Here is a 21,978-nt window from a genome sequence, read left to right as displayed (position 1 = left end):
ACTTCGGTGAAAAACACTGCCGGGGTGCATTTTTTTGTGGCGGAATCAATCAAGAAAGTCTAACGAGATAAGCCCATGGCGCGATATGTATTCATCACAGGCGGCGTGGTTTCTTCCCTCGGAAAAGGCATAGCCGCTGCAGCACTGGCTGCACTCCTTCAGGCACGCGGTTACCGCGTGCGTATCCGTAAACTCGACCCTTATCTGAATGTCGACCCCGGCACGATGTCGCCTTACCAGCATGGTGAGGTGTTCGTCACCGACGATGGTGCTGAAACAGACCTTGATCTGGGCCATTACGAGCGGTTCACCGGTCGTCCTGCCAATCAGCAGGATAATATCACTACCGGTCGCATCTACCGTAATATCATTGAAAAGGAACGCCGCGGCGATTATCTCGGCGCGACAGTTCAGGTCATTCCGCATGTGACCGACGAGATCAAGAACTTCATTCTCGAAGGTAACGAGGACTATGATTTCGTTCTTTGCGAAATCGGTGGCACGGTTGGCGACATTGAAGCCATGCCGTTCCTTGAAGCAATCCGTCAGCTTGGCAACGAATTGCCACGTGGAACGGCAGTTTATATCCATCTGACCTTGATGCCTTATATTCCGGCAGCTGGCGAGTTGAAGACCAAGCCGACCCAGCATTCGGTCAAGGAGCTGCGCTCTATCGGTATTGCTCCAGATATTCTTCTGGTTCGTGCTGATCGCGAGATTCCTGAATCAGAACGTCGCAAGCTGTCGCTGTTCTGTAATGTCCGCGAAAGCGCGGTCATTCAGGCGCTCGACGTGGCCACGATCTATGATGTTCCGATTGCCTACCATAAGGAAGGCCTTGATTCGGAGGTCCTGTCTGCATTCGGTATCGATCCGGCTCCAAAGCCGCGTATGGATCGTTGGGAGGAGGTTTCCAACCGTCTCCACAATCCGGAAGGTGAAGTGACCATTGCCATTGTTGGCAAATATACCGGCCTCAAGGATGCCTATAAGTCGCTGATCGAGGCGCTTTATCATGGTGGTCTCGCCAACAAGGTGAAGGTCAATCTCGACTGGATCGAGGCAGAAGTCTTCGAAAGCGAAGATCCTGCTCCGTATCTGGAAAAGGTTCACGGCATTCTGGTGCCGGGCGGTTTCGGCGAACGTGGTGCGGAGGGCAAGATCCTTGCAGCGAAGTTCGCTCGTGAACGCAAGGTTCCTTACTTCGGTATCTGCTTCGGCATGCAGATGGCCTGCATTGAAGCTGCTCGCAATCTCGTCGGCATTGAAAACGCTTCATCGACCGAGTTTGGCCCGACCAAGGAGCCGGTTGTCGGTCTCATGACGGAGTGGCTGAAGGGTAATATGCTCGAGAAGCGCGCTTCAGCAGGCGATCTTGGCGGCACGATGCGTCTTGGTGCATATGAAGCAGCATTGAAGCCGGGGTCGAAAATCGCGGAGATCTACGGATCGTCGGATATTTCAGAACGTCATCGTCATCGCTATGAAGTCAATATCGACTACAAGGATCGCCTTGAGACAGCCGGATTGAACTTTGCGGGCATGTCACCGGATGGTGTTCTTCCGGAAACGGTCGAATATCCTGACCATCCTTGGTTTATCGGTGTTCAATACCATCCTGAACTGAAGTCCCGACCATTCGAACCGCATCCGCTTTTTGCTTCCTTCATTGAAGCGGCGATCGAACAGAGCCGGCTGGTCTAAAACTCTAACGCGCCTTTCGGGGCGCGTTTTCGTTTCGGCTTTCAGGTTGTGGTCTTGTTTTCGACCGACCTTTGCGCCAGATAAGGTGCCTGCAAGGCATTCAGTTTCGAGGTTCATGTCATGGCGACTGCCAATTCATCTGTACAAATCGGAAATGTTACTTTTTCAAACAGCGCGCCATTTGCCCTGATTGCAGGTCCATGCCAGATGGAAACGCGTGAACACGCTTTCGATATGGCTGGCCGCCTCAAGGAAATGACCGATAAGCTCGGCATTGGTCTCGTCTACAAGTCCAGCTTCGATAAGGCCAATCGCACTTCCTTGAAAGCTGAGCGTGGAATCGGCCTCGAAAAGGCAATGGAGGTTTTCGCTGATCTCAAGAAGGAGTTCGGTTTTCCGGTACTGACGGATGTCCATACTGAAGAGCAGTGTGCTGAAGTTGCTCCTGTGGTCGATGTCCTGCAAATCCCGGCATTCCTTTGCCGCCAGACCGATTTACTGATCGCTGCCGCGAAGACAGGACGTGTCGTGAACGTCAAGAAGGGACAGTTCCTGGCGCCATGGGATATGAAGAATGTGCTTTCCAAGATTACGGAAAGCGGTAATCCGAATGTTCTTGCGACGGAACGCGGTGCTTCTTTCGGTTATAATACGCTTGTTTCCGATATGCGCTCTCTGCCGATCATGGCCGGTCTTGGTTCGCCGGTTGTTTTTGACGCGACTCACTCCGTGCAGCAGCCGGGCGGACAGGGTGGCTCGTCAGGTGGACAGCGTGAATTTGTGGAAACGCTGGCTCGGGCTGCAGTTGCCGTCGGTGTTGCCGGGCTCTTCATCGAAACGCATCAGGACCCGGATAACGCACCATCTGATGGTCCTAACATGGTGCCGGTGGATAAAATGCCCGCGCTTCTCGAAAAGCTCATGGCTTTCGATCGTATCGCGAAAGGGCTTTAAACAGTTCTCGGAGAATTTAAAAAGGCGGGGGATTTTCCTCCGCCTTTTGTTTCGCTAAGGCTTAAAAACTGGCCCGGTGCATAATCTTTTCTGAAATGTCTGCAAACTTTCAGGATTATGCGCTAAGAAATGGCCGCATTGGATTTGTTAAGGCCTCGCGGATATGGCGGGGCAATCTATAGGGAAGGACTGGTTCCTATGACTGCAATCATCGACATCGTCGGCCGCGAAATTCTCGACAGCCGCGGCAACCCGACCGTCGAAGTGGACGTCGTGCTTGAAGATGGCTCTTTCGGACGCGCTGCCGTTCCGTCCGGCGCATCAACTGGTGCACATGAAGCCGTAGAGTTGCGCGACGGCGGTAGCCGTTATCTTGGCAAGGGTGTGGAAAAGGCTGTTGAAGCCGTTAATGGCAAGATTTTCGACGCTATTGCAGGCATGGATGCGGAAAGCCAGCTGCTTATCGACCAGACGATGATCGACCTCGACGGCTCGGCCAACAAGGGTAACCTCGGTGCCAACGCTATTCTGGGCGTTTCGCTTGCCGTTGCCAAGGCTGCAGCTCAGGCGACCGGGCTTCCGCTTTACCGCTATGTCGGTGGCGCCAACGCGCATGTTCTGCCGGTTCCTATGATGAACATCATCAATGGCGGCGCCCATGCCGACAACCCGATCGACTTCCAGGAGTTCATGATTCTCCCTGTGGGCGCTTCGTCCATTCGTGAAGCCGTGCGTTACGGTTCGGAAGTTTTCCATACGCTCAAGAAGCGCCTCAAGGATGCCGGTCACAACACCAATGTCGGCGATGAAGGCGGTTTCGCTCCGAACCTCAAGAGCGCCCAGGCTGCACTCGATTTCGTGATGGAATCGATCGAAAAGGCTGGTTTCAAGCCGGGTGAAGACATTGCCATCGGCCTTGACTGCGCATCGACCGAATTCTTCAAGGACGGCAACTACGTCTATGAAGGCGAACGTAAGACCCGTGACCCGAAGGCGCAGGCCAAGTATCTGGCCAAGCTCGTCGCCGATTATCCAATCGTCAGCATTGAAGACGGTATGGCTGAAGACGACTGGGAAGGCTGGAAGTACCTGACCGATCTCGTCGGCAACAAGTGCCAGCTTGTCGGCGACGATCTGTTCGTCACCAACTCGGCCCGTCTGCGCGACGGTATCCGCATGGGCGTTGCCAATTCGATTCTCGTCAAGGTCAACCAGATCGGATCGTTGTCGGAAACGCTCGACGCTGTCGAAACTGCTCACAAGGCTGGATACACTGCAGTCATGTCGCACCGTTCGGGTGAAACTGAGGATTCGACGATTGCCGATCTCGCAGTTGCCACCAACTGCGGCCAGATCAAGACTGGCTCGCTGGCCCGTTCTGATCGTACGGCCAAGTACAATCAGCTTATCCGCATCGAGGAAGAACTGGGCAAACAGGCCCGCTATGCAGGCCGCGGCGCACTGAAGTTCCTCTAATTTTTCCTGAGAATTAAAAAAGGCGGGCTTCGGTCCGCCTTTTTTCGTTTCAGCACTATATGAGCCCAGATATCCGGCATTTGACCCAATGTAATTATATTGATATCAATGTTATTACATTGGTGTCGAACCGATGAGGGAGCGGCTTGAAACTCAACTGATGAAGCCGTGGGCGGATTTATCAACGGGAGAGAGAAAATGGCCTATATTGAAGGATTTGTTGTCGCCGTCCCCAAGGCGAACAAAGAACTCTATCGCAAGCATGCCGCAGAAGCGGCGGTATTATTCAAAGAGTTTGGTGTGACACGCATGGTCGAAGCGTGGGGAGATGACGTGCCGGACGGCAAGGTCACCGATTTTCGACGTGCAGTTAAGGCAGAGGCAGACGAGGAGGTTGTGTTCTCCTGGTTTGAGTATCCCGACAAGGCAACGCGCGACGCTGCAAACAGCAAGATGATGAGTGACCCACGCATGAAGGCGATGGGGGATCAGATGCCATTTGATGGCAAGCGCATGATCATGGGCGGATTTTCCACGATTGTCGATGTTTGATCGCCCCTAGTGTTTAGCTTGCAAGATCAAGAGTTCGCCTGTCTGCCGTGGTAATTGACAATTTATGGCGACCCTGGAGCGCCGATCTGATTGACGCAGATCGGCGCTCTCATCCTTTGTACGAACGTGGATCTTGGCAGAAAACCGTTTCACACTTTTTTGGATGCGCGCTAGGAGTTCATCTCGCTAGGGGGCTTTCATGAAATCTTATCTGATTAATCTCGACAGGAGCTGCGATCGGCTTGCTTTTATGGCGGAGCAGTTTCGCAAGCTGGGGTGCGACTTTACGCGCGTGGGCGCCGTCGATGCGCGAATGTTCACTCCAGAGCAGGTTCATGATGCATTGGCCTCAAATCAAAAATGGCCACATCCTCTCACACCTGCCGAAATAGGCTGTTTTCTTTCCCATAAGAAATGTCTTGAACTCATTGCACAAGGTGAAGAAGACCATGCGGCAGTCTTTGAAGATGATGTCGTTTTTGGTCGCGATGCCGGCAAACTGTTTGCTTCAAGCAACTGGATACCTGTCGATGCGGATATCATAAAGATTGAAACTCATGAAAGGGCAGTTCTTCTGGGGGCGCATCTGCCCTGCACTGAAACGCATTTCACGGTTGCACGATTGCGCAGTCGGCACCTTCTGTCGGCGGGATATATCATCTCAAAGCCAGCCGCACAGCGTATGCTCGCCTTTATGGAAAAGCCTTCGGCCCCTCTGGACCATTTTCTGTTTGATTCCGAGTTTGGCCCGTTCTCGAATTTTGCAGTCTATCAGACTTACCCGGCGCTGTGCCGTCAGATAGGTCTGGAAAGTACAATTGGCGGCAATCGCAAACGTGCAAAAATCCGTCCTACATTGATGCGGCTTCTGGTTCGAGAGACTGTCAGAATCTATAGACGCTCACGTCTCGCTATCATTGGTGCTTACGTGAACATGGGAGCTAGAAAGCGTTGGACGCTGATTCCCTTTGAGGCTGAAAATGAGACCGTTTGAATAGTTTGCGGGCGAAGCTGTTTGCTACAGCATGGAAAATTCACGATTGTCCGCTTCCGACATCTGTTCTTGGTAAATCTCTGTTAAGCAAAATAATGCTTGATGGTGGAATTCGGATTGACGCCCTTCACAGGATTCGTAGTGGCTCCGAATATCCGGGAAGGAAGCCGAAATGTGGACCAAGCAGAAGCGTAAATCGATCCGTGGGCGTTTTGTACTACCCATTCTGACGGCCGCGTTTCTGAGCTATTTCGGCTTTCACGCTTATCATGGCGAATTCGGTCTCTACTCCCGTATCCAGCTTGAAGAGCAAAAAAGCCTTCTGGCCAAGCAGCTCGAACAGGTGGCGGCGGATCGCACCGCTCTTGAAAAACGAGTCACGCTTTTGCGCGACGGTTCCATCGAGAAGGATATGCTTGACGAGCAGGCACGCAGAGCGCTTAATCTCTCCCATCCCGATGAAGTGACAATTATCACCTCCAGGGAAGACCGATCATATTAACTGAAATCCGGTTAATTGTCTTTTTGTGGTATGTTTTTAAGGGCTTGGCGACATAGCAGCTATGCTCTGGGCGCATATTGTATCTTGTGATATGCCCGTATAACGTCACAATAGAACGACAATCTAGGGAGCGAGATATGGCACCGAGGGCTAAAAAGTCGCCTGCTGGCAAAGCGCAGGCGTCTTCTGTGATTGCACCCAAGGCACCTGCACCTGTGAACTTCGACAAGAAGCAGGAGCTGGACGCTTATCGCGAAATGCTGTTGATCCGGCGTTTCGAAGAAAAGGCCGGGCAGCTTTATGGCATGGGCTTCATTGGAGGCTTCTGCCACCTTTATATCGGCCAGGAGGCCGTAGTAGTGGGCATGCAGATGGCGCTGAAGGAAGGTGATCAGGTTATCACCGCCTATCGCGATCATGGTCATATGCTTGCAGCGGGCATGAGCGCGCGTGGCGTTATGGCTGAATTGACCGGACGTCGCAGCGGCCTTTCCAAGGGCAAGGGCGGCTCCATGCACATGTTCTCCAAAGAGAAGAACTTTTACGGCGGTCACGGTATCGTCGGTGCGCAGGTTTCGCTTGGCACAGGCCTTGCGTTCGCGAATCGTTATCGTGACAACGACAATGTAACGCTGACCTATTTCGGCGACGGCGCCTCCAATCAGGGGCAGGTCTATGAAAGCTTCAACATGGCATCGCTGTGGAAGCTGCCGGTAGTCTACATCATCGAGAACAACCGCTATGCCATGGGCACATCGGTTTCGCGCTCGTCCGCAGAAACGGACTTCTCGAAGCGCGGTCTCTCTTTCAATATTCCGGGTATCCAGGTTGACGGCATGGACGTTCGCGCGGTCAAGGCTGCTGCCGATATGGCTGTAGAATGGACGCGCTCGGGTAAGGGGCCGATCATTCTTGACATGCAGACCTATCGTTATCGCGGTCACTCCATGTCGGATCCGGCAAAGTATCGTTCGAAGGAAGAAGTGCAGAAGATGCGCTCCGAGCATGATCCGATCGAGCAGGTCAAGCAGCGTCTGATCGACAAGGGTTGGGCAACCGAGGAAGAGCTGAAGGAAATCGACAAGGACGTCCGCGATATTGTCGCAGATTCTGCTGATTTCGCTCAAAACGATCCGGAGCCGGATGCATCCGAGCTCTACACGGATATTCTGCTCTAATTCCAGGAAGGTGTTGTCATGCCCGTAGAAATTCTCATGCCCGCACTTTCCCCAACCATGGAAGAGGGCAAGCTCTCCAAGTGGCTGAAGAAAGAAGGCGACAAGGTTACGTCCGGCGATGTGATCGCTGAAATTGAAACCGACAAGGCGACGATGGAAGTCGAAGCTGTCGACGAAGGTACGATCGGCAAGATTCTGGTCGATGAAGGCACGGAAGGCGTGAAGGTCAATACGCCGATTGCCGTGCTTCTCGGTGACGGCGAAAGCGCTTCCGATATTGGTTCTACTCCAGCCACCAAGGCTGAAGCGCCGAAAGAAGAAGCCCCAAAAGAGCCAAAAGCCGAAGAAAAGAAAGCTGATTCTGTTCCGGCTGCTCCCAAGGCTCCGGCACTCGAAGTCGCGTCTGACCCGGACATTCCGGCTGGCACCGAAATGGTTTCCACGACTGTTCGTGAAGCACTTCGTGACGCGATGGCCGAAGAAATGCGCCGCGACCCGAACGTTTTCGTGATGGGTGAAGAAGTTGCCGAGTATCAGGGCGCTTACAAGATAACGCAGGGACTTCTTGATGAGTTCGGTTCCAAGCGCGTTGTGGATACTCCGATTACGGAACATGGTTTTGCCGGTGTAGGTGTTGGCGCTGCTTTTGCAGGCCTGCGTCCGATCGTTGAATTCATGACTTTCAACTTCGCCATGCAGGCAATCGACCAGATCGTGAACTCTGCAGCCAAGACGCTTTATATGTCCGGTGGACAGATGGGCGCTCCGATGGTCTTCCGTGGTCCGTCCGGTGCGGCTGCACGCGTTGCTGCCCAGCATTCGCAGTGCTACGCAGCCTGGTACAGCCATATTCCAGGTCTGAAGGTCGTCATGCCGTACACGGCAGCCGACGCCAAGGGCTTGCTGAAGGCTGCTATTCGTGATCCGAATCCGGTGATCTTCCTCGAAAACGAAATCCTGTACGGTCATCATTTCGATGTGCCGAAACTTGACGATTTTGTTCTGCCTATCGGTAAGGCTCGCATTCACAAGCAAGGCAAGGACGCCACCATCGTTTCGTTCGGTATCGGCATGACCTACGCTGTCAAGGCGGCTGAAGAGCTGGCCCAGCAAGGCATCGATGTTGAAATCATTGATCTGCGCACGATCCGTCCGATGGATATTCCGACTGTCGTCGAATCGGTCAAGAAGACCGGCCGACTGGTGACTGTGGAAGAAGGTTTCCCGCAGTCGTCCGTTGGCACGGAAATCGCCACCCGCGTCATGCAGCAGGCTTTCGATTATCTCGATGCGCCAATCCTGACCATTGCTGGTAAGGATGTTCCAATGCCTTATGCGGCAAATCTGGAAAAGCTGGCGCTGCCGACTGTCGCCGAAGTGGTCGAAGCGGTGAAAGCCGTTACCTATACCGCGTAACGAAAGGGTCTGGACATGCCGATCAATATCACCATGCCAGCGCTTTCTCCGACGATGGAAGAAGGCAACCTGTCGAAATGGCTGGTCAAGGAAGGCGATAAGGTCGCTCCTGGCGATGTTATTGCTGAAATTGAGACCGATAAGGCCACGATGGAAGTGGAAGCTGTGGACGAAGGCACGATTGCCAAGATCGTGGTTCCCGCGGGCTCTGAAGGTGTCAAAGTCAATGCGCTGATCGCTATCCTCGCCGAAGAAGGCGAGGACGTGGCGGCTGCGGCCGAGGGTGCAGCTTCTGCTCCGAAGGCGGAAGCAAAGGCCGAGGCTCCGAAAGAAGAACCGAAGCCGGCTGAAGCCAAAAAGGAAGCTGCAGCCCCTGCAACGGCGCCCGCAACAGCCAAGGCAGAGCAGTCTGCTGCTGCTTCGAATAAGGGTGATCGCGTGTTCGCATCACCGCTTGCACGCCGTATCGCCAAGGAATCCGGTGTGGATATCGCTGCTGTGAAGGGCACCGGTCCGCATGGCCGTGTCGTTCAGCGCGATGTGGAAGCCGCTCTGGCTTCCGGTAGTGCCAAGGCTGCTGCGCCGAAGATGGAAGTTGGCTCTGCAGCCGCTCCGAAGCCGATGTCGGATGATGCCGTTCTCAAGCTCTTTGAAGAAGGCACCTACGAGATCGTTCCGCATGACGGCATGCGCAAGACGATTGCCCGCCGCCTGGTGGAATCGAAGCAGACCGTTCCACATTTCTATCTGACGATCGATTGTGAACTGGATGCGCTTCTGGCTCTGCGTTCACAGATCAATGCTGCCGCACCGATGATCAAGACTGAAAAGGGTGAGGTTCCAGCCTACAAGCTTTCGGTCAACGATATGGTCATCAAGGCTGTAGCTCTTGCACTGCGTGATATTCCTGAAGCCAACGTCTCCTGGACGGAAGGTGGCATGGTCAAGCACAAGCGTGCAGATGTTGGCGTTGCTGTCTCCATCCCAGGTGGTCTGATCACGCCAATCGTGCGTCAGTCGGAATCGAAGACGCTGTCCACCATCTCCAACGAGATGAAGGACCTTGCCAAGCGTGCGCGTGACCGCAAGCTGAAGCTTGAGGAATATCAGGGCGGTTCGACCTCCGTGTCCAACCTCGGCATGTTCGGCGTGAAGGACTTTGCTGCAATCATCAATCCGCCTCATGCGACCATTTTCGCAATCGGTGCAGGTGAACAGCGTGCAGTGGTCAAGAACGGTGAAATCAAGGTTGCGACCGTTATGTCTGTAACGCTTTCAACCGATCACCGTGCTGTCGACGGCGCGTTGGCTGCTGAACTTGCACAGGCCTTCAAACGCCACATCGAAAACCCGATGGGTATGCTGGTCTGATGGAATCGAAGCCGCGCCTGTCTTTGTGGTGATACAGAGACAGGCGCGGTCTTTCCGCTTTCAGGAATAAGGGCAAGAACTATGGCCGACATTTACGACGTTATTGTTATTGGATCGGGACCGGGCGGTTATGTAACGGCGATCCGTGCTGCACAGCTAGGCCTCAAGACGGCAATCGTCGAGCGCGAGCATCTGGGCGGTATCTGTCTAAATTGGGGTTGTATCCCGACCAAGGCGCTTTTGCGCTCCGCTGAAATCCTGCATTTTGGCGAACACGCCAAGGATTACGGCTTGAAGCTGGAAGGTACGATTACACCTGATGTGAAGGCTGTGGTACAGCGGTCGCGCGGTGTGTCCGCCCGTCTTAACGGCGGCGTCGGCTTCCTGATGAAGAAGAACAAGATCGATGTGATCTGGGGCGAGGCAAAGCTTGTAAAAGCGGCTTCGGGTAGCAATCCGGTTGAGATTTCGGTTGGTAAAACCTCCAAGCAGCCGATGCAGCCACAGAATCCTGTCCCCAAGGGCGTTCTTGGCGAGGGCACCTACAAGGCGAAGCACGTCATTGTCGCCACCGGCGCACGTCCGCGCGCTTTGCCGGGCATTGAGCCGGACGGCAAGCTGATCTGGACCTATTTCGAAGCAATGGTTCCGCCGGAACTGCCGAAGTCCATGCTTGTAATGGGGTCGGGCGCAATCGGTATCGAGTTCGCTTCTTTTTACAAAGACATGGGCGTCGACGTGACTGTCGTGGAACTCATGCCGCAGATCATGCCGGTTGAAGACGCCGAGATTTCCGCGTTCGCGCGTAAGCAGCTTGAAAAGCGTGGTCTGAAGATCATTACCGATGCCAAGGTTACCAAGGTCGAGAAGGGCGATAACAACGTAACCGCTCATATCGAGACTAAGGATGGCAAGACTGAGAAATTGACGGTCGACCGTATGATTTCGGCGGTTGGCGTTCAGGGCAACATCGAAAATCTTGGCCTGGAAACACTCGGCGTTAAGACTGATCGCGGATGCATCGTCATCGACGGTTATGGCAAGACCAATGTTGCGGGCATCTATGCTATCGGTGACGTTGCAGGTCCGCCCATGCTGGCGCACAAGGCTGAGCACGAGGGTGTTATCTGCGTCGAGAAGATTGCCGGTCTTCCGAATGTCCATCCGCTCGAAAAGAATATGATCCCGGGCTGCACTTATTGTAATCCGCAGGTCGCTTCCGTTGGTCTGACTGAAGCAAAGGCCAAGGAACAAGGTTACGATATCCGCGTCGGACGCTATTCATTTGCCGCAAACGGCAAGGCGATCGCACTCGGAGAAGATCAGGGACTGGTCAAGACCATCTTCGACAAGAAGACGGGACAGTTGCTTGGCGCTCATATGGTCGGCGCTGAAGTAACCGAGCTCATCCAGGGCTTCGTGATCGCCATGAATCTCGAAACGACCGAAGAAGAGCTGATGCATTCGGTCTTCCCGCACCCGACCCTTTCGGAAATGATGAAGGAAAGCGTTCTGGATGCGTATGGTCGCGTGCTGAACGCATAAGACGGAGAGACGCTCATTCCGCTGATCGAGAACGGAAGGCCTTGGCGGCGTGCCGCCTGGCCCGTCATCAAATGGTGTACCGTAGGAGGATTGGTGCTGGGATTTGCAGCTGGTACCTTGAGTGTCCTTGGCGGCAACACCATATCGGTCAACGGAATGGCCTTGGTCGGCTGGTACGGTGTGTGGGTACTTACATTGGCGCTTGGCACTGCAGGCTTGGCATTTGGCCTGATATGGGCATTGGTTTTCCGGGCTCTTGGACTGGCGGCGCGGCGATGAGTAGCAAATCGCTCAAGTTGACAGGGTAGGGTCCAGGGATTAGGACCGAACCGAATTTGGAAGCATTTCAGGTCCATTCATGAGAATGCTTCGGATAGGCAGGAAAAAGCATGGTTACAGTTCTCGACCTGGTGAACCAAGGCAAGCGTGAGCGGCATCCCGAAAAGGCTCATCGTCCGGACAATGTCGTCCTGAAGAAGCCTGAATGGATCCGCGTCAAGGCTCCTGTCTCACGCGGCTACAGCGAAACGCGCGATATTGTTCGGTCGAACAAGCTGGTGACAGTTTGCGAAGAAGCCGGTTGCCCGAACATTGGCGAGTGCTGGGAAAAGAAGCACGCGACCTTCATGATCATGGGCGAGATCTGCACGCGCGCCTGTGCCTTCTGTAATGTCTCGACCGGTATCCCGACTGCGCTCGATCGGAACGAACCCGAGAATGTCGCCAAGGCCGTCAAGCAGATGGGCCTGACGCATGTGGTCATCACATCGGTGGATCGCGACGATCTTGCCGACGGCGGCGCGCAGCATTTTGCCGAGGTCATTCAGGCGATCCGTGAAGCTACCCCTGCGACCACGATTGAAATCCTGACACCGGATTTCCTGCGCAAGGAAGGCGCTCTGGAAGTCGTGGTCAAAGCCCGTCCCGATGTGTTCAACCACAATCTGGAAACTGTGCCGTCACGCTATCTGAAGGTTCGTCCCGGTGCGCGTTATTTCCATTCGATCCGCCTGCTGCAACGCGTCAAGGAACTGGACCCAACCATTTTCACCAAGTCCGGTATTATGGTCGGTCTCGGCGAAGAGCGAAACGAAATCTTGCAACTTATGGACGATCTGCGTTCGGCAGATGTGGATTTCATGACCATCGGTCAGTATCTTCAGCCAACTCGCAAGCATCATCCTGTTATTCGCTTCGTGACGCCTGACGAATTCAAGTCGTTCGAAACGATCGGTCGCACGAAAGGCTTCCTGCTGGTTGCATCCAGCCCGCTGACGCGTTCGTCGCATCATGCTGGCGATGATTTCGCCAAGCTGAGGGCAGCGCGCGAGGCGCAGATCGCTGCGCGGGTCTAAGACAGGAAATGCCGCAGTTTACAACCGTCAGGCGGGTACATCACCGGGCAGATCAGATGTTCGGCCTTGTTGCGGATGTTGAGAAATATCCGCAGTTTCTGCCGATGTGCGAGGCTTTGTCTGTTCGCTCCCGCAAGGAGCGCGACGGCAAGGTCCTTCTCATTGCCGACATGACGGTCGGTTACAAGCTCATACGCGAGACATTCACCAGTCAGGTGCTGCTGAAGCCTGAAGACAATGTTATCGATGTTAAATATCTCGACGGACCGTTTCGCTATCTCGACAATCGCTGGACCTTCAAGCCGGTGGGCGACGGAAATGAGTGCGATGTCGAGTTTTTCATCGATTATGAGTTCAAGAGCCGTACCCTTGGCCTTCTCATGGGAACGATGTTCGATCTCGCTTTCAAGAAGTTTTCTGAAGCTTTCGAAAAACGGGCCGACCGGATCTACGGTCTGACCTGAGAAATGCCCCGGTTTCTCCGGGGCTTTCTAGAGCGCGTTTTGATCTGATTTAATCAGGTCGACGCTCTAATTTTTCCCTTTCACGCACATCTTGTCCGAAAACCGTTTCACACTTTTCAGGATGTGCTTTTATTGCGCCGTATAGCCGCCATCGACCAGTATGGATGCTCCGGTGACGAAGGAAGCTTCGTCGCTTGCCAGAAAAAGCACAACGCTGGCTACTTCTTCGGCGCGGCCAAGACGACCGATCGGATGCAAAGCCACGAGCGCGTGCTTTTTGTCGTCCGGAATATCCTTGAGAAGCGGCGTATCGATATAACCGGGACAGACTGCGTTCACCCGGATATTCTGGGCGCCATAATCAATGGCAAGCGTCTGCGTCAGAAGTTTTACGCCGCCCTTTGCCGCCGCATAAGCGGTGACGCCTGATTTCCCGACATGACTGTGAATTGAGCCGCAATTCACGATCACGCCGCCGCCTTGCGAGCGCATCTGGTCGATGGCGTATTTATCGCAAAGATAGACGCCGGTGAGGTTGATATCGATGGTTTTTTGCCATGCAGTTTCATCCAGCTCGTCTATCGGGCCGTCTGCGGCGATGCCTGCATTGGCGAACATAATGTCGAGGCGGCCATAGGTTTCGACTGTTTTTGCAATCAGTGCCTGTACGGCTTTTGTATCGGTCACATCGGTTTTGACGAATAATGCACGCTCGGTGCCGCTTGCAAGCTCGTTGGCCAGTTGCTGGCCATGCTCCGAATAATCCGCAATGACGACATTCGCTCCCTCGCGAACGAAAGCCCGAACAGTCGCTTCACCGATGCCGCTTGCACCACCTGTAACGATTGCCACCTTACCATCGAAACGCATCGCCATCTTCTCCTTGTCTGGTCAAAGACAAGGATAGGGCACGGAAGATAAAAGTATACGCACTAAACTTATCAAAGGTTTTCCAGAACGAGGTCTAGTGCGGCGAGAACCGTCGCGTGGCGAATTTCAGCTCTGGTTTTTGGACCAAAACGGCATTCGCGATGAAGCGTCGGGTGGCCCTTTCGTGCCGATGCAATGTGAACGAGACCGACGGGCTTTTCATCGGAACCGCCGCCCGGTCCGGCAACTCCCGTAACGGCCACAGTTACACCCGCGCGGGAGCGGGCAAGCGCTCCTTCAGCCATTGAAAGTGCTACGTCCTTCGAGACCGCGCCGACGTGATTGATCAATTCCATCGGAACGCCAATCATTTCGGCCTTCGCTTCATTCGAATAAGTGACGAAGCCGCGATCCACGACGTCGGACGACCCGGCGATATCGGTCAGCGCTCCGGATACAAGCCCGCCTGTGCAGGACTCTGCCGTCGCGATCATTACGCCAGCCTTGCGGCAGGCTTCCAACACGGCCACGGCTTTGTCTTCTGCGATGAACGCGCTCATTCAGGCACCTCGCCGGGATAGATGACGGTTGCCGTTGCAATGGCGGCGATACCCTCACGGCGTCCGATGAAACCCAGCTTTTCATTGGTCGTCGCTTTGACCGAAACGCGGTCTGCGGCAATTCCCAGCATGTCGCAAAGCGCTTCTGTCATTGCTCCGCGGTGTGGGCCGATCTTCGGTGCTTCGCTGATAAAGGTCACGTCGACATTGGCGATACGGCCGCCTGCTTCACGCACGATATTGGCGGCGTGTTCGACAAAGATACGGGAGGCTGCACCTTTCCACTGCGGGTCGGAAGGTGGGAAGTGCGTGCCAATATCACCCGCGCCCCGTGTCGCAAGCAAGGCGTCGGTCAGCGCATGAAGTCCGACGTCGGCGTCTGAATGGCCATTCAGTTTTGCTTCATGGGGAATTTTCACACCGCACAGCGTCACATGATCGCCGGGTTCAAAGGAATGGACGTCATAGCCATTGCCAGTACGAATGTCGGGAAACGAGACGTGGTCTTGCCGCAGGCGCTTGTCAGCCATTTCGATATCCTTTGCCCAGGTAAGCTTTGTGTTGTCTGCTGATCCTTCGATGATGCGGACGGCGATACATTGCCATTCGGCAATGGCGGCATCGTCCGTGAAGTCAAAGCGATTGATTGCGAAGGCCTTTTCATGTGCATCGAGGATCGGCGCGTAGGGAAATGCTTGTGGTGTCTGCGCCGCAAAAAGGCCCGCGCGAGGCACCGTCGTTCTCACTGTTCCGTCCGTAGCTGACTGCTTGAGCGTGTCCGAAACTGCAAGAGCCGGTAAAACGCCTTCATCGGGCGCGAGGTTTTCGACGATACGCTTCAGCAAATCCTGACTGACAAACGGTCTCACGCCGTCATGGATCATAACATATTGCGGCGCAGAATCTCTCAACGCAAGGAGGCCAAGATGCGTTGATTCCTGTCGGGTGGCACCGCCATTCACGACGAGGATGTTGCCGCAGTTTTCCGGCAGGGCGCGTTCGTAAAGCACATGGTCGTCGGGGTGAATGACGACAACAATGCGATCAACCAGCGGGCAATCGATAAAAGCGCGCAAAGTGCGGGCAAGTACGGCTTCGCCACCGATGCGCCGATATTGTTTCGGCCCTTCGACGCTCTGCCCGGCTCGCTCCCCGCGGCCAGCCGCCACAATGACTGCTGCTATCGTTGAAATGGTTGTCGCCTCTGCCAAAGGTTGCATCTGTTCAAATTTATGCTTGCAAGCCGAATAATGCCTTGCGCAGATAAATGCCAGACGACAATTGATTTATCGTGATTTTGCGCGCGCTTTTCCTTGCGTTGAAAAGTAAGGCTGATTAATGTATGTGCTAGTTGAACTGTGCACATCAAATAGGCATTTATTGGTGAGTTTTCTCGATCAACCTTTGAACATAGGCGGTGTGGTGCTTGCCAACCGTGTCTTTCTTGCGCCGATGTCGGGCGTTTCGGACCTTCCATTCCGTCGGCGCGCAGCAGAGGCTGGTGCGGGCATGGTTGTGTCTGAAATGGTCGCCAGCGCCGAGCTCTGCAACCGTCACAAGGAAAGTCTTCTGCGCCTTTCAGGTCAAGGACTTGGCACGCATGTCGTGCAGCTTGCGGGACGCGAAGCGCATTGGATGGGCGAGGCGGCCAGGATCGCCGAGGGCGAAGGTGCTGATATCATCGATATCAATATGGGTTGTCCGGCCAAGAAAGTGACAGGCGGTTATTCCGGCTCTGCACTGATGCGCGATCTCGATCACGCAATGACCCTCGTTGAGGCCACCGTCAGAGCGGTCAGCGTTCCCGCTACACTCAAGATGCGGTTGGGATGGGATGAGATGAGCATTAACGCGCCTGAGCTTGCAAGACGCGCCGAAGATGCCGGTATCGCCATGGTGACTGTCCATGGGCGTACGCGTTGTCAGTTCTATGAAGGCAAAGCGGACTGGAATGCAATTCACGCCGTCCGCGACGCGATCAGAATTCCTCTGGTTGCCAACGGAGATGTGGCTTGTCGACGTGATGCTGAGGAAATTCTGCGCCGCTCCGGAGCGGATGCCGTGATGGTTGGGCGTGCCGCTTATGGGCAGCCATGGCTGGCCGGTGCAATCGCTGGAAGTGACTTTGCCCCGCAGTCGAGAAGTGAGGTTCTTGATTATATTATAAAGCATTACGAAGATATGCTCGAGCACTACGGAAGCACGACGGGCATCCGTCATTCCCGCAAACACCTCGGCTGGTATCTTGATCGCCATGCTGGTGCCGCATGTATGCCTGCCGAGAAAGCGGAAGTTATGACCTTGACCGACAGGCAAGCCGTTATCGACGCGTTGCGTCGTATATTCATGCGCGAAGTTCCTGAAGTCGCGCTCAAAGAGGTTGCCTGATGCGCGAGAGAACGGAAACGAACGGCATTCCCTCGGTTGTGCTCGATGCGATCAGCCAGCCGGTTATCATGGTCAGTGCCGAGAATTATATTGCCTATGCCAATTTGGACGCGGAACAGTTCTTTCGTTCTGGCTCATCTATTCTGGCGCGCAACCGGCTGGAATCCTTTCTACCCTTTGGGAGCCCACTTCTGGCCCTCGTCGATCAGGTACGCACCAGTCAGATGCCGGTGAACGAATATCGCGTCGATGTCTCATCGCCGCGTCTTGGAGCGGAGCGTATCGTCGATATTTACGTAGCACCTGTAGCGGAGCTGCCGGGCGCTGTGGTCATCCTCTTCAAGGAAAAGACGATGGCCGAAAAGATAGACCGCCAGATGACGCATCGCGGTGCCGCGCGGTCTGTGACCGGGCTCGCATCAATGCTGGCCCATGAAATCAAGAATCCTCTTTCTGGTATCCGCGGAGCGGCGCAATTGCTGGAACAAGTTGTCGGCGATGAGGATCGTGCGCTTGCCCGCCTTATTACTGACGAAACGGATCGGATCGTTTCACTGGTGGACCGCATGGAGGTCTTTTCGGACGAGCGCCCAATCGAGCGCACTGCAGTCAATATTCATGCGGTTCTGGATCATGTGAAGGCGATTGCGAGAAACGGGTTCGGACGAAAGATCCGCTTTGTGGAAGATTATGATCCTTCTCTCCCGCCGGTTTTCGCCAATCGTGATCAACTCGTGCAGGTTTTCCTCAATTTGCTGAAGAATGCTTCGGAAGCCATAGGCGATCGGGAGGGTGGCGAGATTGTTCTATCCACGGCTTATCGTCCCGGCATTCGTCTACAGGTGCCGGGTGCGCGGGACAGGGTGGCGTTGCCTCTCGAGTTCTGCGTGCATGATAACGGACCGGGTGTACCACAGGACATGCTGCCGCATCTGTTCGATCCCTTCGTGACCACGAAGACCAATGGTTCGGGGCTGGGTTTGGCACTCGTTGCGAAGATCATTGGCGATCATGGTGGCATTATCGAATGCGACAGCCATCCTTCGCGCACGACTTTCCGTGTTCTGATGCCCGCATGGAAAAATACGGAACTGGCTGCTGGAAATACTGGAGATAACGCATGATCGCAGGACGTCCGACGGGAACCATATTGGTGGCGGATGACGATGCAGCCATTCGGACCGTGCTGAATCAGGCATTGTCGCGGGCAGGCTACGATGTGCGCGTGACCTCCAATGCTGCTTCGCTCTGGCGCTGGGTGGCAGCAGGCGACGGTGATCTGGTCATTACCGACGTCAACATGCCGGACGAGAATGCCTTCGATCTTCTGCCACGCATCAAGAAGATGCGTCCCGACCTGCCGGTTGTGGTGATGAGCGCGCAGAACACATTTATGACGGCAATCCGGGCATCCGAGGCGGGAGCCTATGAATATCTGCCGAAGCCATTCGATTTGACGGAACTCATCAATATCGTCGGCCGTGCTCTGTCGGAACCAAAACGCAAGCCCATTGCCGCTCTATCGGATGAGCAGGCAGATAACATGCCACTGGTCGGTCGCTCGCCTGCGATGCAGGAAATTTACCGGTTGCTGGCGCGCATGATGCAGACGGATTTGACCGTCATGGTTACGGGTGAATCCGGCACAGGCAAGGAACTGGTTGCGCGTGCCTTGCACGAATACGGACGCCGCCGAAAAGGACCGTTTGTTGCGATCAATATGGCAGCAATCCCACGCGACCTGATCGAGTCTGAGTTGTTCGGGCACGAGAAGGGCGCTTTTACAGGCGCGCAAAATCGCTCAAGCGGTCGCTTTGAACAGGCGAATGGCGGAACGCTGTTTCTCGATGAGATCGGCGATATGCCTATGGAAGCACAAACCCGCCTTTTGCGTGTGTTGCAGCAGGGCGAGTATATGACAGTTGGTGGGCGCACGCCGATCAAGACTGATGTGCGCATCGTTGCAGCAACCAACAAGGATTTGCGGCAACTGATAGCGCAAGGACTGTTCCGCGAGGATCTTTATTACCGGCTGAATGTTGTGCCTCTGCGCTTGCCGCCGCTTCGGGAGCGCAGCGAAGATGTGGCCGATCTTGTGCGCCATTTTTTCAAGCGAGCTGCCGAAGAGGGGCTGCCGGAGAAGCGTATCAGCACAGCCGGCCTGGAAATGATGCGCCGGTATCCATGGCCGGGCAATGTGCGTGAGCTGGAAAACCTCGTGCGAAGGCTTGCGGCGCTTTACCCGCAAGAGGAAATATCGCCGGAAATCATCGAAACGGAATTGAAGGCTGAACTGGCCAAGCCCGATACTGTTCCCGCTGGTGGTGGCGATATGGAAAATATTTCCATATCGCAGGCTGTCGAGCAAAATATGCAGCGCTATTTTGCGTCATTCGGTTCTGATTTGCCGCCACCGGGTCTCTACCATCGGGTTCTAGCAGAACTGGAATATCCCTTGATCCTCGCCTGTCTTACGGCAACACGTGGAAATCAGATTAAGGCGGCAGACCTTCTGGGGCTAAATCGGAATACACTGCGCAAGAAAATTCGCGAGCTTGGGGTCAATATATATCGCGGAAACAAGGGAAACTGAGCGGTAATCAGGCGCTAAGAACGCATTAACTACATTATTTAATGAGCAATTAAGTCTGTTCGACTACTGTTGGTTGCATGAGAAATCAGCAATCCACACGAAGCAAGAAAACCCGGCGCATTCTCGAACCGGCTGTAAGGAGCGGCATTCTTGCCGCGCCTTTGATATTGATGCTTGCTATCGTCGTCATGCTGTCAGGAGTAGAGCCGAAACTCTCTGCGATGATCGATCAGACTTTCACCGGTTCGATAAGCCCCATCTTAAAGTAATTATCCGTTGGCCTTGAAGAAGACGGCTGAACTCCTACTCTTTTAGAATAGCTAAAGGAGATAATCATGCGTCTTGCCGTTACGACTTTGTTTCTTGGTATGTCCGTTGCTGCGGCCTATGCCGCGCCGCCACCGGAAGGCACCAAGCTTTCGGAAATAATCGCGAAAATCGAACAGAATACAGACACGGCTTTTATCGACGAAGTCGACTGGAATGATCGCGGTTACTATGAGGTCGAATATGTCACCAAGGCTGGCGCCAAGGTTGAGGTCAAGGTCGATCCGAAAACCGGAGAAAACATTCGGTAATCTCTGGCTCTTGTCAGCCTTTATGCTGGAGCGGGTAGCGGGAATCGAACCCGCGCGTTCAGCTTGGGAAGCTGACAGGCTACCATTACATCATACCCGCAAACTGTAATGTATTTCAGTCAATTAGCGACAAGTTCGATGAGGTCGCATTAGAAAGTTTTACAGTTGGTTTTGCCAAACTATGTTCTCTTTCTGGTCTCGTCAAACTGTTTTGTCGACAGGTCGGCCTTGCCATTACATTTGGTTCCATGACTTCACGAAACACTACAGTATCGTGACAAATTTTTCATGAACCGTTCCATTGATATCCGGAATTGAGGGGGCCATCTGCAGATGACGCTCCCAACCATACAGCCAGATTTTCTGGCTGTAGCAGATGACAGGAAATCCATGGGCAAGACCACAAAACGCCGGGCGCTGCTTATCGTAAACCCACATGCCCGAAATGGCAGGGGTTACGGCGCGGATATTCGTTCCGCGTTAGAGCGCGGTGGCCTCCAGCTCATCGAGCGAAATCCGCGGGACGATGAGACGATTTCAGATGTGATCCTGCGTGAAAGAGATTGCGACCTCGTTATTGTCGGTGGTGGTGATGGGTCGCTGAACGCGGCGGCCAAAGGGTTGATGGAAACAGGATTGCCGCTTGCAATCCTCCCGCTTGGAACTGCGAACGATTTCGCCCGAACCATCGGCATTCCTGCCGATCCGGTTGAAGCGGCGCGTCGCATTGCCTCCTATGAGGTGCAGCCGATCGATCTGGGCGAGGTGAACGGTCATCTTTACTTCAATGTTGCGAGCATCGGTTTCAGTGCAGAACTGGCGCAGCAACTCAGCTCTGCGGCAAAGAAGAAGTGGGGAAAGCTTGGTTATGCAATTGTTGCGGCACGTATCCTCATGCGTTCGGAGCTTTTCACAGCCTATCTGGAACATGACGGGATGACGGAGAAAATCCATACATTGCAGGTCTCGGTCGGGAATGGAAAATTCTATGGCGGCGGTATGGCCATCAAGAAAGATGCAACAGTCGATGATGGCAGACTGGATTTCTATAGTCTGGAAGTCGATCACTGGTGGAAACTTTTGCGTCTGCTTCCAAGCCTGCGCCGTGGCACCCATTCCAAATGGGATGATGTGCGGGCTTTTCCTACGACCGAAGTGATTGTGCGCACCAAGAAGCCGCGTGCTGTAAATACAGATGGCGAACTGTCAACCTGGACGCCTGCTCATTTCCGCCTGCTGCCCAAGGCGATCAATGTCTACATGCCTGATCCGGCATTGAGGCCGTGATGTTAACGAGGCAAAAAAAGACCCGCCTTGTTGGAGCGGGCCTAATCCATGACGTTAGGTGACTGGCTCGGAGGTCATTAGAGCCGTCTGAATAACGGTTGAGGAGCTTGAACGTTCCACAATCAAAAGAAAAAATACCAGATGAGCAGCACGACAACGAGTGGAACGCCCATCAGCCAAAGGATCATTGC

General features: G+C 54.2%; 21 protein-coding genes and 1 tRNA gene. 18 read left to right on the top strand and 4 right to left on the bottom strand.

Annotated elements, in window-relative coordinates; genetic code table 11:
* The first annotated feature begins 75 nt into the window (after positions 1–75).
* From pyrG to CQZ93_RS07345, 13 genes are all read left to right on the top strand, one after another.
* Entirely contained in the window at positions 76–1,704 is a 1,629-nt protein-coding gene (gene pyrG / locus CQZ93_RS07405) for a CTP synthase (protein ID WP_105542005.1), read from the top strand.
* Between the two features lie 120 nt (positions 1,705–1,824).
* The gene (gene kdsA, locus CQZ93_RS07400; protein ID WP_105542004.1) at positions 1,825–2,658 is read left to right on the top strand and encodes a 3-deoxy-8-phosphooctulonate synthase; all 834 of its coding nucleotides are present in this window, start codon (positions 1,825–1,827) and stop codon (positions 2,656–2,658) included.
* 198 nt (positions 2,659–2,856) lie between these two features.
* Positions 2,857–4,134 (top strand): phosphopyruvate hydratase, encoded by a 1,278-nt coding sequence (eno, locus tag CQZ93_RS07395; RefSeq protein ID WP_105542003.1) that lies wholly within the window; start codon positions 2,857–2,859, stop codon positions 4,132–4,134.
* Positions 4,135–4,332: 198 nt separating this feature from the next.
* Positions 4,333–4,686 carry a DUF1428 domain-containing protein gene (locus tag CQZ93_RS07390; protein ID WP_010660004.1) on the top strand — a complete coding sequence of 118 codons (354 nt, stop codon included), beginning with the start codon at positions 4,333–4,335 and terminating at the stop codon, positions 4,684–4,686.
* Between the two features lie 199 nt (positions 4,687–4,885).
* Positions 4,886–5,680 (top strand): glycosyltransferase family 25 protein, encoded by a 795-nt coding sequence (locus tag CQZ93_RS07385; RefSeq protein ID WP_105542002.1) that lies wholly within the window; start codon positions 4,886–4,888, stop codon positions 5,678–5,680.
* A gap of 172 nt (positions 5,681–5,852) precedes the next feature.
* Positions 5,853–6,182 (top strand): FtsB family cell division protein, encoded by a 330-nt coding sequence (locus CQZ93_RS07380; RefSeq protein WP_105542001.1) that lies wholly within the window; start codon positions 5,853–5,855, stop codon positions 6,180–6,182.
* Between the two features lie 137 nt (positions 6,183–6,319).
* Complete coding sequence (gene pdhA / locus CQZ93_RS07375) at positions 6,320–7,360, top strand: pyruvate dehydrogenase (acetyl-transferring) E1 component subunit alpha (RefSeq protein ID WP_105542000.1); 1,041 nt, start codon at positions 6,320–6,322, stop codon at positions 7,358–7,360.
* 18 nt (positions 7,361–7,378) lie between these two features.
* Positions 7,379–8,776, top strand: a complete 1,398-nt coding sequence (locus CQZ93_RS07370) for a pyruvate dehydrogenase complex E1 component subunit beta (RefSeq protein WP_105541999.1) — start codon at positions 7,379–7,381, stop codon at positions 8,774–8,776.
* A gap of 15 nt (positions 8,777–8,791) precedes the next feature.
* Entirely contained in the window at positions 8,792–10,147 is a 1,356-nt protein-coding gene (locus CQZ93_RS07365) for a pyruvate dehydrogenase complex dihydrolipoamide acetyltransferase (RefSeq protein ID WP_105541998.1), read from the top strand.
* A gap of 81 nt (positions 10,148–10,228) precedes the next feature.
* Positions 10,229–11,692 (top strand): dihydrolipoyl dehydrogenase, encoded by a 1,464-nt coding sequence (gene lpdA / locus CQZ93_RS07360; RefSeq protein ID WP_105541997.1) that lies wholly within the window; start codon positions 10,229–10,231, stop codon positions 11,690–11,692.
* Positions 11,693–11,785: 93 nt separating this feature from the next.
* A complete protein-coding gene (locus CQZ93_RS07355; RefSeq protein ID WP_105541996.1) occupies positions 11,786–11,971 on the top strand; it encodes a hypothetical protein in 186 nt (61 codons plus the stop codon).
* Between the two features lie 110 nt (positions 11,972–12,081).
* Positions 12,082–13,047 carry a lipoyl synthase gene (lipA, locus tag CQZ93_RS07350; RefSeq protein ID WP_105541995.1) on the top strand — a complete coding sequence of 322 codons (966 nt, stop codon included), beginning with the start codon at positions 12,082–12,084 and terminating at the stop codon, positions 13,045–13,047.
* Positions 13,048–13,055: 8 nt separating this feature from the next.
* Entirely contained in the window at positions 13,056–13,511 is a 456-nt protein-coding gene (locus CQZ93_RS07345) for a type II toxin-antitoxin system RatA family toxin (protein ID WP_105541994.1), read from the top strand.
* Between the two features lie 129 nt (positions 13,512–13,640).
* On the opposite strand, the gene CQZ93_RS07340 is transcribed toward CQZ93_RS07345, so the two are convergent.
* The 3 genes from CQZ93_RS07340 to CQZ93_RS07330 form a co-directional block, all read right to left on the bottom strand.
* Complete coding sequence (locus tag CQZ93_RS07340; protein WP_105543217.1) at positions 13,641–14,381, bottom strand: SDR family NAD(P)-dependent oxidoreductase; 741 nt, start codon at positions 14,379–14,381, stop codon at positions 13,641–13,643.
* Between the two features lie 71 nt (positions 14,382–14,452).
* Positions 14,453–14,941, bottom strand: coding sequence for a CinA family protein (locus tag CQZ93_RS07335; protein ID WP_105541993.1), 489 nt, complete (start codon positions 14,939–14,941; stop codon positions 14,453–14,455).
* On the bottom strand, positions 14,938–16,161 hold the full coding sequence (locus CQZ93_RS07330; protein WP_105541992.1) for a bifunctional 2-C-methyl-D-erythritol 4-phosphate cytidylyltransferase/2-C-methyl-D-erythritol 2,4-cyclodiphosphate synthase: 1,224 nt from the start codon (positions 16,159–16,161) through the stop codon (positions 14,938–14,940). The genes CQZ93_RS07335 and CQZ93_RS07330 overlap by 4 nt, the downstream gene beginning before the upstream one ends.
* Positions 16,162–16,324: 163 nt before the next feature.
* Between CQZ93_RS07330 and dusB the strand changes: the two genes are divergently transcribed.
* The 4 genes from dusB to CQZ93_RS07305 all read left to right on the top strand — a co-directional run bounded on the left by dusB (position 16,325) and on the right by CQZ93_RS07305 (position 20,500).
* A complete protein-coding gene (gene dusB, locus CQZ93_RS07325; protein ID WP_181153327.1) occupies positions 16,325–17,329 on the top strand; it encodes a tRNA dihydrouridine synthase DusB in 1,005 nt (334 codons plus the stop codon).
* Positions 17,329–18,453 carry a two-component system sensor histidine kinase NtrB gene (locus CQZ93_RS07320; RefSeq protein ID WP_105541990.1) on the top strand — a complete coding sequence of 375 codons (1,125 nt, stop codon included), beginning with the start codon at positions 17,329–17,331 and terminating at the stop codon, positions 18,451–18,453. Before dusB ends, CQZ93_RS07320 begins: the two co-directional genes overlap by 1 nt.
* Positions 18,450–19,922: a nitrogen regulation protein NR(I) gene (gene ntrC / locus CQZ93_RS07315; RefSeq protein WP_105541989.1), complete on the top strand. Its 1,473-nt coding sequence runs from the start codon at positions 18,450–18,452 to the stop codon at positions 19,920–19,922. Before CQZ93_RS07320 ends, ntrC begins: the two co-directional genes overlap by 4 nt.
* Positions 19,923–20,257: 335 nt before the next feature.
* Positions 20,258–20,500, top strand: a complete 243-nt coding sequence (locus CQZ93_RS07305) for a PepSY domain-containing protein (RefSeq protein WP_105541987.1) — start codon at positions 20,258–20,260, stop codon at positions 20,498–20,500.
* A 26-nt stretch (positions 20,501–20,526) separates the two neighbouring features.
* On the opposite strand, the gene CQZ93_RS07300 is transcribed toward CQZ93_RS07305, so the two are convergent.
* Positions 20,527–20,600: transfer RNA gene (locus CQZ93_RS07300), tRNA-Gly, on the bottom strand.
* Between the two features lie 290 nt (positions 20,601–20,890).
* Here CQZ93_RS07300 and CQZ93_RS07295 point away from each other — a divergent pair.
* A complete protein-coding gene (locus tag CQZ93_RS07295; protein WP_105541986.1) occupies positions 20,891–21,787 on the top strand; it encodes a lipid kinase in 897 nt (298 codons plus the stop codon).
* The last annotated feature ends 191 nt before the right edge of the window (positions 21,788–21,978 follow it).

It is taken from the genome of Ochrobactrum vermis, from assembly GCF_002975205.1.
GTDB lineage: Bacteria > Pseudomonadota > Alphaproteobacteria > Rhizobiales > Rhizobiaceae > Brucella > Brucella vermis.
The sequence above is the reverse complement of the archived record's forward strand: the minus strand, read 5'-3'. Positions and strand labels throughout refer to the sequence as shown.